Below are 15,394 nucleotides of genomic sequence, written 5' to 3'. Positions count from 1 at the left end.
AGCGCGACATAACACGCACTGTGGCCGCGAGGCTTCTCGCGGCCACAGGGGAACGACCAGCGGGGTCGGCGTTTTTACAGCGCGCAGCCCTTGGTGTCCACCGGGGCCTGTGCCGTACGGCCCTGCTGGGCGTCCTGGCGCACCTCGTCCGCGGTCAGCGCGTATCCGGTGTCCGCGTTGTCGAGGGACTTGGCGAAGACCACGCCGTACACCCGGCCCTGCGGGGTGAGCAGCGGGCCGCCGGAGTTGCCCTGCCGCACGGTCGCGAACAGTGAGTAGACATCGCGGTGCACCGTGCCGTTGTGGTAGATGTCCGGGCCCTTGGCCTCGATACGGTCGCGGACGCGGGCCGCGCGCACGTCAAACGCGCCGTTCTCGGGGAATCCGGCGACGATCGCGCCGTCGCCGCTGCGCGCGTCGCCTTCGGCGAACTTGAGCGCGGGCGCGTCCAACGAGGGCACGTCCAGGACGGCGATATCGCGCTTCCAGTCGTAGAGCACGACCCTCGCCTCGTACAGCCGACCCTCGCCGCCTATCTGCACGGTCGGGTGGTCGACCCCGCCGACGACATGGGCGTTGGTCATCACCCGATGCCGCGCGAAGACGAAACCGGAGCCCTCCAGGACCTTGCCGCAGCTGGGGGCGGTGCCGACGACCTTGACGATGCTCTGCTTGGCGTTGGTGGCCACCGGGCTCGAGGCGAGCGCCGGGTCCGGCGCCGGTACGGAGGTGATGGGCTCGTTCGAGAAGGGCGAGAAGACCTGTGGGAAGCCGTTCTGCGCGAGCACCGAGCGGAAGTCGGAGAACCAGGTGGTCGCCTCGTCCGGGACCACCCGGGAGACCCCGAACAGCACCTTGGAGTTATTGACCTCCTTGCTCACGGTGGGCAGCGAGGAGCCCGCCAGGTAGTAGCCGATCAGCCAGGCGACCAGGAGCATCGCCATCACGTTGACCAGCGCGCCGCCGGTCGCGTCCAGGGCGCGCGCCGGTGACCAGGTGATGTGACGGCGCAGCTTGTTGCCCAAGTGGGTGGTGGCGGCCTGGCCGACCGAGGCGAACACGATCACCAGCACGACCGCCATGACCGCGCCGAAGGTGCCCGGGGACGCCTGATCGGTGGTGCCGTCCCAGATCACCGGCAGCAGGTAGACCGCGGCGAGGCCACCACCGATGAAGCCGATCACCGACAGAACGCCGACGACGAAGCCCTGGCGGTAACCGACGACCGCGAACCACACGGCGGCGAGCAGCAGCAGGATGTCCAGCACATTCACCGGGACACCGTCTCATGCACGCCAGTCGAGCGGGACGCGGTTGTCACGGTTCCAAGGTCTTTCCCAGCCCGCGTAGTGCAAGATCCGGTCAATCACTCCGGCCGTGAATCCCCAGACCAGAGCCCCTTCGACGAGGAAGCAGGGGCCGGTGTGACCGCTCGGGTGGACGGTGGTCGCCCGATGCGCCGGATCCGTGAGATCCGCCACGGGCACGGTGAAGACCCGGGCCGTCTCGGCGGGGTCGACGGGCCGGATCGGGCTGGGCTTGCGCCACCAGCCGAGCACCGGGGTCACCACGAAGCCGCTCACCGGGATGTAGAGCCGCGGCAGCACCGCGAAGAGCTGCACCCCGGCCGGGTCCAGGCCCGTCTCCTCCTCGGCCTCGCGCAGCGCCGCGCGCACCGGGCCGGCCCCTTCCGGATCGCCGTCCTCCGGGTCGAGCGCGCCCCCGGGGAAGGATGGCTGGCCCGCATGCGAGCGCAGCGAGCCCGCACGCTCCAGAAGCAGCAGCTCAGGCCCGCGCTCGCCCTCCCCGAACAGCACCAGGACGGCGGAGGGGCGGCCGCCGCCCCGCGCGGGCGGCAGAAACCGGCTCAGCTGCCGGGCCTCCACCGTCTCCGCGGCGCGGGCCACGGGCATCAGCCATTCGGGCAGCCCATCACTGGTCACACCGGCCATACCGCCGTACGTGCTCGTCACTCGGCGGCCTCCACAGGAGCGGCCGATCCGGCCGACCCCAGGGAAGTGGCCGCCTCCAGGGGACCGGCGGCTTCCAGGGAGGCGGTGGCCCCCAGAGGGGCGGCGGGCCGGCCCGGATAGTCGGTCGGCGGGCGCAGCCGCTGACCCGGCTGGCCGCCCAGCTCGTACTTCAGCAGCTTCTTCGCCTTGTCCGGATCCGTCTCCCCCTCCCCGTACGACGGGCACAGCGGGGCGATCGGGCAGGCGCCGCAGGCGGGCTTGCGGGCGTGGCAGACGCGGCGGCCGTGGAAGATGATCCGGTGCGAGAGCATCGTCCACTCGCTCTTCGGGAAGAGCGCGGCGATCTCCGCCTCGACCTTCTCCGGGTCCTCCTGACCGGTCCATTTCCAGCGCCGCACCAGCCGCCCGAAGTGAGTGTCCACGGTCAGTCCCGGCACCCCGAAGGCGTTCCCGAGGACCACATTGGCCGTCTTGCGCCCGACGCCCGGCAGCGTCACCAGGTCCTCCAGGCGGCCCGGCACCTCGCCGTCGAAGCGGTCCCGCAGCGCGGCGGACAGCCCCAGCAGGGACTTCGCCTTGGCCCGGAAGAAGCCCGTCGGCCGGATCAGCTGCTCCAGCGCCTCGGGGTCGGCGGCGGCCATGTCCTCGGGCGCCGGATAGGCGGCGAACAGGGCGGGGGTGGTCTGGTTGACCCGCAGGTCGGTGGTCTGGGCGGACAGGACCGTGGCGACCAGCAACTGGAAGGGGTTCTCGAAGTCCAGCTCGGGGTGCGCGTACGGATACATGTCGGCGAGCTCGCGGTTGATCCGGCGGGCCCGGCGGACGAGTGCGAGCCGGGATTCGGGGCGGGCGGCGGCGGCCTTACGGGGTCTGGCGGCGCCGGCGGGTTTGGCAGCCTTGGCGGCACTGCCGACTTCGGCACCTTTAGCAGCTTTAGCTGTTTTAGCGGCTTTTGTCCGCTTGATGGTTTTGTGTGGATTTGCCGTTTCCGCTGGCTCGGCCGACCCTTGTTCGCCCACAGCGGAATTACGAGGTGCGCTCACCCGTCCGGCCCCCTTGCCCCGTGCTTTCACCGGCCTATTGGACACCCAGCCAGCCTAAGCCCCGGCACTGACATACGCTCCGACCACAGGAAAGAGCCGCTCAATCGGACCCCTGCCGTACAGTGCCGCAGGCAGGTGCGTCAAACTTGTGATTGATCGCACTGTTTTACCGTCCGGCATCATGGGGACGACGGTCCCCTGTGCATGTCGACAAGGAGAGTCTCGTGGACGACGTTCTGCGGCGCGCCCCGCTTTTCGCGGCGCTCGATGACGAGCAGGCCGCTGAGCTGCGCGCCTCCATGGGAGAGGTCACCCTCGCGCGAGGTGACGCCCTCTTCCACGAAGGGGACCCGGGCGACCGCCTGTACGTGGTCACCGAAGGCAAAGTGAAGCTCCACCGCACCTCTCCCGACGGCCGCGAGAACATGCTGGCCGTGCTCGGGCCCGGCGAGCTGATCGGCGAGCTGTCGCTCTTCGACCCCGGCCCGCGTACCGCCACCGCCACCGCCCTCACCGAGGTCAAGCTGCTCGGCCTCGGCCACGGCGACCTGCAGCCGTGGCTGAACGCCCGGCCCGAGGTCGCCACGGCGCTGCTGCGCGCGGTCGCCCGGCGCCTGCGCAAGACCAACGACCAGATGTCCGACCTGGTCTTCTCGGATGTCCCCGGGCGTGTCGCCCGCGCGCTCCTCGACCTCTCGCGCCGCTTCGGCGTGCAGTCGGAGGAGGGCATCCACGTCGTCCACGACCTCACGCAGGAAGAGCTGGCCCAGTTGGTCGGCGCCTCGCGTGAGACGGTCAACAAGGCGCTCGCCGACTTCGCGGGCCGCGGCTGGCTGCGGCTGGAGGCGCGCGCGGTGATCCTGCTGGACGTCGAGCGGCTCGCCAAGCGGTCCCGCTGACGCGTTACGAGGAGGGCCCTCACCGGGCGGCGATCGCCACGCGGCGGTAGCCGCATATCGATTGCAGTCGGTGAGGGCCCTCCTCGTATTTCCGCGCGTGGCGCGGAAAGCGCCCGCCACCAAGCGCCCGGCACCAGGCACCAGGCTTCAGATCAGGCCGTGCTCGCCCAGATACTCCAGCTGGGCGCGGACCGACAGCTCCGCCGCCGGCCACAGCGACCGGTCCACATCCGCGTACACATGCGCCACGACCTCCGAGGGCGTGCGGTAGCCGCTCTCCACGGCCGTCTCCACCTGCGCCAGCCGGTTGGCCCGGTGCGCGAGGTAGTACTCCACCGCGCCGCGTGCGTCGTTCAGCACCGGCCCGTGCCCCGGCAGCACGGTGCTCACCCCGTCGTCCACCGCCAGCGAGCGCAGCCGCCGCAGCGAGTCCAGATAGTCGCCGAGCCGCCCGTCCGGATGCGCCACCACCGTCGTACCGCGCCCCAGCACCGTGTCACCGGTCAGGACCGCGGCGTCCGCCGGGAGGTGGAAGGAGAGCGAGTCGGCCGTGTGACCGGGTGTGGACACCACCCGCAGCTCCAGCCCGCCGGTGGTTATGACGTCCCCGGCCCCCAGCCCCTCCTCCCCCAGCCGCAGCGCCGGATCCAGGGCCCGTACGCGCGTACGCGTCAGCTCGGCGAAGCGCGCCGCGCCGTCCGCGTGGTCCGGGTGGCCGTGGGTGAGCAGCGTCAGCGCGACCCGCTTGCCCGCCTGCTCCGCCGTGGCCAGGACGTCCTTGAGGTGGGCGTCGTCGAGCGGGCCCGGGTCGATGACGACGGCCAGGTCGGAGTCCGGCTCGGAGACGATCCAGGTGTTGGTGCCGTCCAGCGTCATCGGGGAGGGGTTCGGCGCGAGGACGCACACCGCCCGATCGGTGGCCGGGCCGCCGATGGCGCCGCCTCGCGGCTGGCCGGGCAGGGATGCTCCGTACGTCATCAGCTCGCTCCCCCCATGGGCCCGGGTCCCGTGGGAATGTGCTTGGTGAACTCGTCATACCCCGGCCAGCTCAGTACGACCTGGCCCTCCTCCAGCCGCGCCCGCGCCAGTACGGGCGTGAGGTCCCGGTCCGGGGCCGCGGCCAGGACGTCCGCGACCGCGCCGTACGGCTCCAAATCGCGCAGGGTCGCGATGGTCGGCGGCATCATCAACAGCTCGCCCCGGTCATACCCCGCGGCCGCCTCGGCGGGCCGGATCCAGACGGTGTGGTCCGCCTCGGTCGAGGCGTTACGGGTGCGCTGGCCGTGCGGCATGGCGGCCACGAAGAACCAGGTGTCGTAGCGGCGCGGCTCGAACTCCGGGGTGATCCAGCGGGCCCAGCACCCGAGCAGGTCCGAACGGAGCACGAGCCCGCGGCGGTCCAGGAAATCGGCGAACGACAGCTCCCGGGCGACCAGCGCCGCGCGGTCCGCGTCCCACTCCTCGCCCGTCGTATCCGCGACGACCGTATGCGGCGTCGGGCCCGCGAGCAGCACGCCCGCCTCCTCGAAGGTCTCCCGGACCGCCGCGCACACGATGGCCTGGGCCGCCGTCCCGTCATCGGCCGAGAGGCCCAGCCGCCGCGCCCACTCCCGGCGCGAGGGCCCGGCCCATGCCACCCCGCGCTCGTCGCGCGGGTCCACCGAGCCGCCCGGATACGCGTACGCCCCGGCGGCGAAGGCCATGGAGGTCCGTCTGCGCAGCATGTGCACGGCGGGGCCCTCGGCCCCGTCGCGCAGCAGCAGCACGGTGGCCGCCCGGCGCGGGGTCACCGGGGTGAGCTCGCCGACCGCCAGCCGCCGGATGCGCTCCGGCCAGTCGGGCGGATACCACTGACCATTCGTAGTGGACATGGCCGGATGCTATGCGCTGGCGCGCGGATGTTCGAGGGCCCGGGGGCGGCGCGCCGTCTCAGGACGCGGGAAGCCGCCTCAGGACGCGGTGAATCGGAACGCCTGGTTCGCCTCGCCGGTGCAGGTGTTCTGAATCGCCTCGGCGCCCTCCGTACGGGGCGGCAGGATCCCGATGCACAGCCCACTGTGGACCGGGCGCAGCCGGAACCCGCCGTGGGAGGGCTCCAGCCGGAACTTCATGTTGTCCGCGTTCGTGCAGGGGGAGCGCGGGGCGAGCAGGGCGCCCGACTCCATCGCGTTATTGTCGACGGCCAGGCAGCCGAGGCCCCTGCCCTCACCGGGGTGGTACCACTGGATGCGGTAGACGCCGTCGCCGACCGCGTCCAAGGACACGCGGGGCAGCGGGACGTCGGCGCACGGCATCTGCGCCGCGATCTCCTTCCTCCCGGTCTTGCGTTCCTGGCCCTCGGTGAGGCAGAGGCTGGGGGCCGAGAGGGGGTGGATCCGCGTCGGGCCCGCTGCGGGCAGCCGGGGCTTGGAAGCGGCGCCCGTGGCCGTCGGCTCGGGCTTCGACGAGGAAGCGTCGCGGGTCGGCGACGTGGTCGGGGTGTCGTCGGCGACGGGCTCCTTGGTGTCCGGCGTCTCCGAGTTGTCCGAGGTATCCGGGGTCTTCGATGTGTCCGAGACGTCCGAAGGCGCGTCGGCGTCCTTGGACGACCCGCCGCCTGACGAGCTGGAGCCGGCTCCGGACCGGGCGTCGGGGCCGCCGCCGTCGTCGGAGCCGGAGAACGGCCCGTAAGCCAGCAGCAGCACCCCGATGGCGGCGGAAAGGCCGACCGCGAGCGTGGGCAGATACCGCCTTCTCCACGCCGAGCCGGACGTGGGCTTCCCGGGTCCCGGGCCGGGCGCCTCGCCGGAGGCAAGCACCTCGGTCACCTCGGCCGGAGGGCCGATCTCGTGGCTCCGCTCGTCCGGGTCGGGCGGCGTGGGGCCGCCGGGCCGGGTCTGCCGGGTCTCGGCGGCGTGGGCGGGTACGGGTCCGGATGCGGGCGTTGGGGCGTGCCCGGCTGTGGCGTCGGTGGCGTCGGGTTCCGGCGCGGCCTCAGAGAGGGCCGCGGAGGCACCGTCGGAGGCGGGCGCGGAGGAGGCGACGGGCGCGGAGGAGGCGACGGGCTCGTCCGGGGCCGAGGCGGCCCCGGGACCGGCTATGGACAGCCGCCGACGGGCCGCCAGCCATACGGCCACGGTCTCCTCGTCCCCGCCACACGCCCGTACGAACGCGGTGAGAAGCTGCTCCCGGGGCAGGTCGTCCCGGCTGAGCGCACCCGAGATGGTGGCGCGCGGCAGCACATCCCCGGCGGCCTCCGCGTTCCGCTCCAGCTGGCGGTAGCTCAGATCGGCCCAGCTGCGCAACTGCCGCATCGCGACGACGAACTCGGCCGCAGTACGTGCCGCCTTCGGGTCAGGCCCCGTCTCCATGACCGCTCCTATGCGTTCAGGCTGTCCAAGCAGCCTAATGCGCATACGAGTTGGCCAGGGCATGTCTACGGACGACGTGTTCACGGTGAGGCGTTTCCCCTCGTCTCAGGATCCGATATGGCGGTGGCCGACGACCTGCGAGGACGGGGGCCCGGCCGACCGCGTCTGCTCCGTCATCACGACCTCCTTCACGGGCCTCGCGATGGGCCCATGAAGGAGCGTTTTCTGTGCCGTGCCGTCCGGCAAGGTCTCCTGGCGTCCCGGACAGTCCGGGACTGTCCGACCTGGTCAGAGGCGCGCCCTGGACCGCTCGGCCCGCCCGGCGGCCTCCGGGGCAGGCGTCGGAGGGCGGATGTCAGTGGCGGGTGTCACCCTGACTGCATACGGACCTGCGCAAGTCGGAAATCCGACGGAGAAGGAAACGGCGGAGAAGGAAACGATGCGGAAGGAAAGCGGCCGCCAAGGGACCGGTCGGGAAGGGAAGCGCCATGATCACCACTGACTATGTGCCCGGCTCCCCGTGCTGGGTCGACCTCGGGGCGCCCGATGTCGCCGCCGCGGCCCGCTTCTACGGCTCGGTCTTCGGCTGGCAGCTCGACCCGCCGGAGCTGGAGGCCGACGGATACGGCGTCTTCCGGCTGGCCGGAAAGAGCGTCGGCGGTCTGGGCCGGCTCACCCAGGAGGGGGCCCGCTCGGCCTGGATGATCTACTTCCAGACCCCCGACGTCGAGGCCACGGCCGCGGCGGTGGAGCGGTCCGGCGGCTCCGTACGGGTCGCTCCGTTCGCCCCGGACGGCGAAGGCCGGATGGCGCAGCTGACCGATCCGCAGGGCGGCCAGTTCGCCGTCTGGCAGCCGGGGACGATGCGGGGCCTGGAGGCGGTGGACGTGCCGGGCTCCCTCTGCTGGATCGAGCTGTACACGACGGACGCGGCCGCCGCGAAGAAGTTCTACGGCTCCCTCTTCGGCTGGCAGACCCAGGACATGCCGCTGCCGGGCGACGGCGGCGCGTACACGCTGATCGCCCCGGCCGGCCTGGGCCCCGAGCGGGCGCAGGGCGGCATCATGGGGCTCCCGGCGGACCACCTGGCGCTCACCGGCGGCCGGCCGTACTGGCACCCGGTGTTCGCGGTCGCGGACTGCGACGCCACCGTCGCCAAGGTCACCGAGGGCGGCGGCAGCGTGCAGATGGGCCCGGTGGACATGCCGGACGTGGGGCGGCTGGCCGTCTGCCTCGATCCGTCCAGCGCGGACTTCGTGGTGCTCGCCCCGGCGCCCGGCTGAGCCCGCGAAAGCCGCACACGAAGCCGCACACGAAGCAGCGCACGAGAGCGGCCCACGAAGAGCCCATACCGACCACCCACGACGGCTGCCCGGGCCGACCGCGTACGCCCGACTGGCGGAACCGACCGCCCACGCCCGGCGCTGTCCAGGCGGACCCGTTTCGGGCCCCTCCGGACCTAGTCCGCGACCTCGACCTGGATCTCGACCTCGACCGGCGCGTCCAGCGGCAGCACCGCCACGCCCACGGCGCTGCGGGCGTGCACCCCCGCCTCGCCCAGCGCCTCGCCGAGCAGCTCGCTCGCGCCGTTGACGACGCCCGGCTGCCCTGTGAAGTCCGGGGCCGAGGCGACGAAGCCCACGACCTTCACGACCCGTACGACCTTGTCCAGGTCGCCGATGGCCGACTTGACCGCGGCCAGGGCGTTCAGCGCGCAGATCCGCGCCAGCTCCTTGGCCTCTTCCGGCGTCACCTCGGCGCCGACCTTGCCGGTCACGCCGAGCTTGCCGTCGACCATGGGCAGCTGGCCCGAGGTGTACACATACGCCCCGGAGCGGAGCGAGGGCACGTACGAGGCGAGCGGAGCCGCGACCTCCGGCAGGGTCAGGCCCAGCTCGGCGAGCTTGTCCTCGACCGCGCTCATGCGGCCTTCTCCCGCTTGAGGTAGGCCACCAACTGCTCGGGGTTGTTCGGCCCCGGCACGACCTGGACGAGCTCCCAGCCGTCCTCGCCCCAGGTGTCCAGAATCTGCTTTGTGGCGTGTACGAGCAGCGGCACGGTCGCGTATTCCCACTTGGTCATAGGGCCGACTGTAATGCCTGTCTGCCGGGGCCTGGTGCGTAGCCCGGACGACGACTGGTTAGGCTCCCCAGTGTGAGCAGGCTCCATGTCGTCAGTGGCAAGGGCGGAACCGGCAAGACCACGGTCGCCGCGGCACTCGCGCTGGCCCTCGCGGCCGACGGCAGGCGAACCCTGCTGGTCGAGGTCGAAGGCCGCCAGGGCATCGCACAACTCTTCGAGACCGAGGCGCTGCCCTACGAGGAGCGGAAGATCGCCGGCGCGCCGGGCGGCGGTGAGGTGCACGCGCTCGCCATCGACCCCGAGTTCGCGCTCCTCGACTACCTCCACATGTTCTACAAGCTGGGTTCGGCCGGACGGGCGCTGAAGAAGCTCGGCGCCATCGACTTCGCGACCACCATCGCCCCCGGGCTGCGGGACGTCCTGCTGACCGGCAAGGCGTGCGAGGCGGTGCGCCGTAAGGGCAAGGACGGCCGCTTCGTCTACGACTACGTCGTGATGGACGCGCCGCCGACCGGCCGGATCACCCGCTTCCTGAACGTCAACCACGAGGTGGCGGGGCTGGCCAGGACCGGCCCGATACACAATCAGGCGCAGGCCGTGATGCGCGTGCTGAAGTCCCCCGAGACGGCGGTCCACATGGTCACGCTGCTGGAGGAGATGCCGGTCCAGGAGACCGCGGACGGCATCGGGGAGCTGCGCGCCGACGGCCTGCCGACTGGCGCGGTCATCATCAACATGGTGCGGCCCGCGATCCTCGACCACGCGGCCGTCGACGCCGCCGCCGACGGCCAGCGCGCCGCCGTCGCCAAGGCCCTGTCCCAGGCGGGGCTGGGCGGCGCGCGCCGCGGTGGGCTCGCCGAGCGCCTGGTGGACCCGCTGCTGGAGCAGGCCCGTGAACATGCGGAGCGGGTCGCCCTGGAGCGGGCGCAGCGGGCGGAGCTGACGGGCCTGGAGCTACCCCTGTACGAGCTGGAGCTGCTCACCGACGGCGTCGACCTGGCCGGCCTGTACCGGCTCGCAGCGGATCTGCGCAAGCAGTGGCCGATGTGAGCCGCACGGGCGACGGCGGCGACACGAGCAGCGCAATCCACACAATCGGCGCAATCAGCATGAACGGTACGAGCGGGCGGTACGCGTCGGGACGCGCCGTACGCGCCGTACGCAGGAGGCGGTAGAAGCATGGACATGGCACCGCGGCTGGACACCGACGCACTGCTGGCCGACCCCGGGACCCGCATCGTCGTGTGCTGCGGCTCCGGCGGCGTCGGCAAGACCACGACGGCCGCCGCCCTGGGCGTACGGGCCGCGGAGCGCGGCCGCAAGGCCGTCGTCCTCACCATCGACCCGGCCCGCCGGCTCGCCCAGTCGATGGGCATCGACGCGCTGGACAACGTGCCGCGCCGGGTCGAGGGCATCGACGGCGCGGCGGGCGGCGAGCTGCACGCCATGATGCTGGACATGAAGCGGACCTTCGACGAGTTCGTCGAGGCGCACGCCGACCCCGAGCGCGCCCGCGCGATCCTGGCCAACCCCTTCTACCAATCACTTTCGGCCGGTTTCGCGGGCACGCAGGAGTACATGGCCATGGAGAAACTGGGCCAGCTGCGGGCCCGCGACGAATGGGACCTGATCATCGTCGACACGCCGCCCAGCCGGTCGGCGCTGGACTTCCTGGACGCGCCCAAGCGCCTCGGCTCCTTCCTGGACGGGAAGTTCATCAAAATCCTGATGGCCCCGGCGAAGGTCGGCGGCAGGGCGGGGATGAAGTTCCTGAACGTGGGCGTGTCGATGATGACCGGCACGGTCAGCAAGGTCCTGGGCGGGCAGCTGATGCGCGACGTACAGACCTTCGCGGCCGCCATGGACACGATGTTCGGCGGCTTCCGCACCCGCGCGGAGGCCACCTACCGGCTGCTGCAGGCGCCGGGCACGGCCTTCCTGGTGGTGGCGGCCCCGGAGCGGGACGCACTGCGCGAGGCGGCGTACTTCGTGGAGCGGCTGGCCGCGGACCGGATGCCGCTGGCGGGGCTGGTGCTGAACCGGGTGCACGGGAGCGGTGCCGTGCAGCTCTCGGCGGAGCGGGCGCTGGCGGCCGCGGAGACGCTGTCCCTGGGCCTGGCGGAGACATCGGGCGCGTCGAACCCAGTACGGTCAGCCAACACAGCGCTCTCAGCCGACCCAGCGGGCTCGACAGACCTGGCAGACCCGGCGGACCTGGCGGGCGGGGCAGGTGAGGTGAGCGAGGCCGAGGGCGCGACCCTTACCGTCAACAGCCCAGAAAATCTTGCCGAAGACGGCATTGTCGACCCCGGTTCAGGGCATGCTCAAGAGCAGAACGCCTCAGCGGCGGACGACTCCTCGGCATCTGATCCCGACGGCTCCCCCACGTCGGCAGAGCGGCTGGCCGTGGGACTGCTCCGGCTGCACGCGGAGCGCATGCAGGTGCTCGCCCGAGAGCAGCGCACACACCATCGCTTCACGACACTGCACCCCGAGGTTCCCGTGGCGGAAGTGGCCGCGCTCCCCGGCGACGTACATGACCTCGCGGGGTTGCGAGCGATCGGCGAGCGCTTGGCGGAGCAGCCGGAGCGGCAGCCCAAGAGCGCGGCGGGCTAGCCGCGCGAGCGCATCACGGCACCCCGAACTCACGCATGTGCACGGAACTCGCGCATGCGCGCCTGTCCACCGCCTGGGTCGTGACGTGGTGATGAGAGAAACGAAACGTCACACCGTCAGGATGGATTGCCTGACGGCCCAAGCTGTCCGAAAGCGCAAGGACACAAGCGACTCAACGCCCCAACGCCCTGAGGCCCTTGGCCGGCCAACCGACCGCAGACCGCAGACCGCCCGAACATCAGCCGTCGAACGTCGGCCGTCGCCCGCCCGAGCGCCCACCGCCCGCTACCCGACGGCGGCGAAGCGCTCGTATTCCTCGTCGTCGAGCGGCAGGATGCCCGCGCCGCGCTCGTACTCGAGGCGTGCGGTCTCCAGCAGTCGGCGCCAAGAGGTGACCATGGGGCGGCGGCGCAGCAGCGCCCTCCGCTCACGCTCGGTCATGCCACCCCATACGCCGAACTCGACGCGGTTGTCCAACGCGTCGGCAAGGCATTCGGTGCGCACCGGACACCCGGTGCAGACCGCTTTGGCCCTGTTCTGTGCCGCGCCTTGAACAAATAGTTCATCTGGATCAGTCGTGCGACAGGCGGCCTGCGCACTCCAGTCGGTTACCCAGCCCATGCTGGCGCCGTCCTCTCCCGATTCGGAGCTCCCCCACGGCGACAAACGGCATATTCACCGTCGCCAGTTGAGGACGTTACGGAAGGCGGACAGGGTGCAACACCCCCTGCGGGCCCAATCTTGGATGGCCCGAACGGACTATGGGTACGCGGCAGATCACCCAACGGAGTGAGCTGACGACATGTGCGACTTGCCGCACAAATAGGGGCAGTTCACCCGCTCTAAAAGGGGCGGGATGTGACACAAGCTGACAAATAGGGCAGGTCTCATCACTCACTTGAGTGAGAGGGGTGATGGTGCTCGACCGCACCGAAGTGACTGGCGTGAATCAGCGTATGCGAACAGGTGGTCCCCTGTCCGGCGATTCGGCACGTAGGCTGCCCCCATGGGTAACAAGCGTTCGGGCGGAGGTCTGTCCCCCGCTCAGCAGGCCGCGAAGTTCCTCGGCGTCAGCGTGCTCGCGGGAGCGGTGCTGGCCGGGCTCGCGCTGCCCGCCGTCGGCGCGATCGGGCTCGCGGCCAAGGGAACGGTCGAGCAATTCGACGAAATTCCGGCCAATCTCAAAAGGCCGCCGCTCAGCGAGCGGACCACCATCCTGGACGCCAAGGGCGGCGAGATCGCGAAGGTCTACTCGCGCGACCGCACCATCGTGGACCTCAAGGACATCTCCCCGTACATGCGGAAGGCGATCGTCGCGATCGAGGACGCGCGCTTCTACGAGCACGGGGCGATCGACCCCAAGGGTGTGCTGCGCGCGCTCAACAGCAACGCGCAGGACGGCGGCGCCTCCCAGGGCGCCTCCACACTCACCCAGCAGTATGTGAAGAACGTCTTCGTAGAGGAAGCGGGCGACAACGAGAAGGCGGTCGCCGAGGCCCAGAAGAAGTCCATAGGCCGCAAGATCAAGGAGCTGAAGTACGCGATCCAGGTCGAGAAGGAACTGGGCAAGCAGGGGATCCTGCGGAACTACCTCAACATCACCTTCTTCGGCCAGCAGGCCTACGGCGTCGAGGCGGCTTCCCAGCGCTACTTCAGCAAGCACGCCAAGGACCTGAAGCTGGAGGAGGCCGCGCTGCTGGCCGGTCTCGTCCAGTCGCCCAGCACCTATGACCCGGTCAACAACGCGGAGGTGGCCAAGGCCCGCCGCAACACCGTGCTGCAGCGCATGGCCGATGTGAAGGACATCACCCAGGCCCAGGCCGACGCGGCGAAGAAGAAGCCTCTCGGACTCAAGGTCAGCTCGCCCAAGAACGGCTGTATCACGGCCGTGAGCGGCGCCGGGTTCTTCTGCGACTACGTCCGCGAGGTCTTCCTCAACGACCCGGTCTTCGGCAAGACCCGCGAAGAGCGCTCCCAGCGCTGGAACCGCGGCGGTCTGACGATCCGTACGACCCTGGACCCGAAGGCCCAGCAGTCGGTCCAGAACTCGATCAAGACCCATGTCTACAAGGACGACCCGGTCGCCACCGCCGTCACGCTCGTCCAGCCCGGCACCGGCAAGGTGGTCGCCATGGGCCAGTCCAAGCCGTACGGCTTCGGCTCCAACGAGCTCCAGATCAACCTGTCCGCGGACAAGGCCATGGGCGGCTCGAACTACGGCTTCCAGGTCGGCTCGACGTTCAAGCCGATCACTGCCGCGGCAGCCCTCGAGCAGGGCAAGAAGCCGTACCAGCGCTACTCGGCCCCGTACGACATGGACTACCCGAGCCCGGTGTCCACCTGCAACGGCACCTGGTCCAACACCGAGGGCGCGACCGTCGAGAACGAGGACCCGAAGGAGAAGGGCCCGTACGGCCTGGAGGAAGCGCTCGCGAAGTCGATCAACACCTACTTCGTGCAGATGATCAGCGACATCGGCGTCTGCCCGGTCACCGAGATGGCCGGCAAGATGGGCGTGCACCGCGCCGACGGCAAGAAGCTCAACCAGGTGCCCGCCATCACCCTCGGCACGGACGGCTTCTCGCCACTGACGATGGCCAACGCGTACGCGACCTTCGCCAACCGCGGCGTCTACTGCACCCCGGTGTTCATCGAGTCGATCACCGGCCCGGGCGGCAAGGCCCTCCAGGTCCCCAAGTCCTCCTGCACCCGCGCCATGTCGGAGAAGACGGCCGACACCATGAACACCCTGCTGCGCGGCGTGGTCGAGGACGGCACCGGCCAGAAGGCGGGTCTGGGGAACCGGCCGAGCGCCGGTAAGACGGGTACGACGGACGAGCGCCAGGCCGCCTGGTTCGTCGGCTACACCCCGAACCTCGCCGGCGCGGTCTGGGTCGGCGGCTCCGGCTCCAAGGGCGTCAAGATGGAGAACATCCGGATCGGCGGCGTCTTCCACGAGAAGGTCTACGGCGCGGACACCCCCGGCCCCATCTGGAAGGACGCCATGACCGGCGCCCTGGAGGGCAAGCCGGCGGAGGACTTCGTCGACGTGCCGATCAAGGACCCGAATGAGAAGCCCCGCGACAAGGACAAGGACCACGGTGACAAGCCGGGCCGCGACAACGGCGGGAACAACGGCGGCGACAACCCGTGGCCGGACATCACCCTCCCGCCGGACGTGATCGGCGGAGACGACGGCTTTCCCGGCGGCAACCGGGGCGGAACCGGCAACGGCGGAAACGGGAACGGGAACAGCAACGGTTGGAACTTCCCGTAGCGCGTGGCTGAGCGCCGAGGAGTGATCGGCGCGGCAGGACGAAGGAAGCGGGGCCGGACCCGGGGCCGGGCCCCGGCGGGGGGGTGGTGTGTGGCGGGCGCAGTTGGGCCCCCCGGGGGGGGGGGGCCGGGGGGTGATAAACAAAAACGAGACC

14 protein-coding genes are annotated in these 15,394 nt (G+C 70.9%); 5 read left to right on the top strand and 9 right to left on the bottom strand.

Features of this window, described 5'->3' with window-relative positions; all coding sequences use genetic code 11:
• Positions 1 to 74: 74 nt before the first annotated feature.
• Genes ACFV2X_RS42605 through nth form a run of 3 tightly spaced genes read right to left on the bottom strand, consistent with a single transcriptional unit; the run spans position 75 to position 2,992 of the window.
• A complete protein-coding gene (locus ACFV2X_RS42605; RefSeq protein ID WP_089512777.1) occupies positions 75 to 1,274 on the bottom strand; it encodes a MarP family serine protease in 1,200 nt (399 codons plus the stop codon).
• A gap of 12 nt (positions 1,275 to 1,286) precedes the next feature.
• A complete protein-coding gene (locus ACFV2X_RS42600; RefSeq protein ID WP_358638928.1) occupies positions 1,287 to 1,952 on the bottom strand; it encodes a CoA pyrophosphatase in 666 nt (221 codons plus the stop codon).
• A 17-nt stretch (positions 1,953 to 1,969) separates the two neighbouring features.
• Positions 1,970 to 2,992: an endonuclease III gene (gene nth, locus ACFV2X_RS42595; protein ID WP_385626833.1), complete on the bottom strand. Its 1,023-nt coding sequence runs from the start codon at positions 2,990 to 2,992 to the stop codon at positions 1,970 to 1,972.
• A gap of 248 nt (positions 2,993 to 3,240) precedes the next feature.
• On the opposite strand from nth, the gene ACFV2X_RS42590 reads away from it, so the two are divergent.
• The gene (locus tag ACFV2X_RS42590) at positions 3,241 to 3,915 is read left to right on the top strand and encodes a Crp/Fnr family transcriptional regulator (RefSeq protein WP_003981529.1); all 675 of its coding nucleotides are present in this window, start codon (positions 3,241 to 3,243) and stop codon (positions 3,913 to 3,915) included.
• A 147-nt stretch (positions 3,916 to 4,062) separates the two neighbouring features.
• On the opposite strand, the gene ACFV2X_RS42585 is transcribed toward ACFV2X_RS42590, so the two are convergent.
• The 3 genes from ACFV2X_RS42585 to ACFV2X_RS42575 form a co-directional block, all read right to left on the bottom strand.
• Positions 4,063 to 4,893 carry an MBL fold metallo-hydrolase gene (locus ACFV2X_RS42585; RefSeq protein WP_385626773.1) on the bottom strand — a complete coding sequence of 277 codons (831 nt, stop codon included), beginning with the start codon at positions 4,891 to 4,893 and terminating at the stop codon, positions 4,063 to 4,065.
• Entirely contained in the window at positions 4,893 to 5,786 is an 894-nt protein-coding gene (locus tag ACFV2X_RS42580; RefSeq protein WP_385626771.1) for an NUDIX hydrolase, read from the bottom strand. The genes ACFV2X_RS42585 and ACFV2X_RS42580 overlap by 1 nt, the downstream gene beginning before the upstream one ends.
• Positions 5,787 to 5,864: 78 nt before the next feature.
• Positions 5,865 to 7,265 carry a hypothetical protein gene (locus tag ACFV2X_RS42575; protein ID WP_385626770.1) on the bottom strand — a complete coding sequence of 467 codons (1,401 nt, stop codon included), beginning with the start codon at positions 7,263 to 7,265 and terminating at the stop codon, positions 5,865 to 5,867.
• A gap of 488 nt (positions 7,266 to 7,753) precedes the next feature.
• Between ACFV2X_RS42575 and ACFV2X_RS42570 the strand changes: the two genes are divergently transcribed.
• Positions 7,754 to 8,548 (top strand): VOC family protein, encoded by a 795-nt coding sequence (locus ACFV2X_RS42570; protein ID WP_385626769.1) that lies wholly within the window; start codon positions 7,754 to 7,756, stop codon positions 8,546 to 8,548.
• A 176-nt stretch (positions 8,549 to 8,724) separates the two neighbouring features.
• On the opposite strand, the gene ACFV2X_RS42565 is transcribed toward ACFV2X_RS42570, so the two are convergent.
• Positions 8,725 to 9,189, bottom strand: coding sequence for a RidA family protein (locus tag ACFV2X_RS42565; protein WP_385626767.1), 465 nt, complete (start codon positions 9,187 to 9,189; stop codon positions 8,725 to 8,727).
• On the bottom strand, positions 9,186 to 9,347 hold the full coding sequence (locus tag ACFV2X_RS42560) for a DUF4177 domain-containing protein (RefSeq protein WP_014178397.1): 162 nt from the start codon (positions 9,345 to 9,347) through the stop codon (positions 9,186 to 9,188). Before ACFV2X_RS42560 ends, ACFV2X_RS42565 begins: the two co-directional genes overlap by 4 nt.
• Before the next feature lie 72 nt (positions 9,348 to 9,419).
• On the opposite strand from ACFV2X_RS42560, the gene ACFV2X_RS42555 reads away from it, so the two are divergent.
• Both ACFV2X_RS42555 and ACFV2X_RS42550 read left to right on the top strand, forming a co-directional pair.
• The gene (locus ACFV2X_RS42555; protein ID WP_385626765.1) at positions 9,420 to 10,397 is read left to right on the top strand and encodes an ArsA-related P-loop ATPase; all 978 of its coding nucleotides are present in this window, start codon (positions 9,420 to 9,422) and stop codon (positions 10,395 to 10,397) included.
• Between the two features lie 129 nt (positions 10,398 to 10,526).
• A complete protein-coding gene (locus ACFV2X_RS42550) occupies positions 10,527 to 11,963 on the top strand; it encodes an ArsA family ATPase (RefSeq protein ID WP_385626763.1) in 1,437 nt (478 codons plus the stop codon).
• A 285-nt stretch (positions 11,964 to 12,248) separates the two neighbouring features.
• Here ACFV2X_RS42550 and ACFV2X_RS42545 read toward each other — a convergent pair whose 3' ends face one another.
• Positions 12,249 to 12,584: a WhiB family transcriptional regulator gene (locus tag ACFV2X_RS42545; protein WP_089512787.1), complete on the bottom strand. Its 336-nt coding sequence runs from the start codon at positions 12,582 to 12,584 to the stop codon at positions 12,249 to 12,251.
• 385 nt (positions 12,585 to 12,969) lie between these two features.
• Here ACFV2X_RS42545 and ACFV2X_RS42540 point away from each other — a divergent pair, with 385 nt between their 5' ends.
• Positions 12,970 to 15,240 carry a transglycosylase domain-containing protein gene (locus ACFV2X_RS42540; protein WP_385626761.1) on the top strand — a complete coding sequence of 757 codons (2,271 nt, stop codon included), beginning with the start codon at positions 12,970 to 12,972 and terminating at the stop codon, positions 15,238 to 15,240.
• Positions 15,241 to 15,394 lie beyond the last annotated feature (154 nt).

The organism is Streptomyces sp. NPDC059679, assembly GCF_042734105.1.
Classification (GTDB): Bacteria; Actinomycetota; Actinomycetes; order Streptomycetales; family Streptomycetaceae; genus Streptomyces.
The sequence above is the reverse complement of the archived record's forward strand: the minus strand, read 5'-3'. Positions and strand labels throughout refer to the sequence as shown.

Bases quoted from the DNA above. Each gene is read 5' to 3' on its own strand.
- ACFV2X_RS42540 (WP_385626761.1), top strand. From the start codon at position 12,970: ATGGGTAACAAGCGTTCGGGCGGAGGTCTGTCCCCCGCTCAGCAGGCC.
- ACFV2X_RS42600 (WP_358638928.1), bottom strand. From the start codon at position 1,952: ATGGCCGGTGTGACCAGTGATGGGCTGCCCGAATGGCTGATGCCCGTG.
- ACFV2X_RS42585 (WP_385626773.1), bottom strand. From the start codon at position 4,893: ATGACGTACGGAGCATCCCTGCCCGGCCAGCCGCGAGGCGGCGCCATC.
- ACFV2X_RS42580 (WP_385626771.1), bottom strand. From the start codon at position 5,786: ATGTCCACTACGAATGGTCAGTGGTATCCGCCCGACTGGCCGGAGCGC.
- ACFV2X_RS42575 (WP_385626770.1), bottom strand. From the start codon at position 7,265: ATGGAGACGGGGCCTGACCCGAAGGCGGCACGTACTGCGGCCGAGTTC.
- ACFV2X_RS42560 (WP_014178397.1), bottom strand. From the start codon at position 9,347: ATGACCAAGTGGGAATACGCGACCGTGCCGCTGCTCGTACACGCCACA.
- ACFV2X_RS42565 (WP_385626767.1), bottom strand. From the start codon at position 9,189: ATGAGCGCGGTCGAGGACAAGCTCGCCGAGCTGGGCCTGACCCTGCCG.
- ACFV2X_RS42550 (WP_385626763.1), top strand. From the start codon at position 10,527: ATGGACATGGCACCGCGGCTGGACACCGACGCACTGCTGGCCGACCCC.
- ACFV2X_RS42545 (WP_089512787.1), bottom strand. From the start codon at position 12,584: ATGGGCTGGGTAACCGACTGGAGTGCGCAGGCCGCCTGTCGCACGACT.
- ACFV2X_RS42570 (WP_385626769.1), top strand. From the start codon at position 7,754: ATGATCACCACTGACTATGTGCCCGGCTCCCCGTGCTGGGTCGACCTC.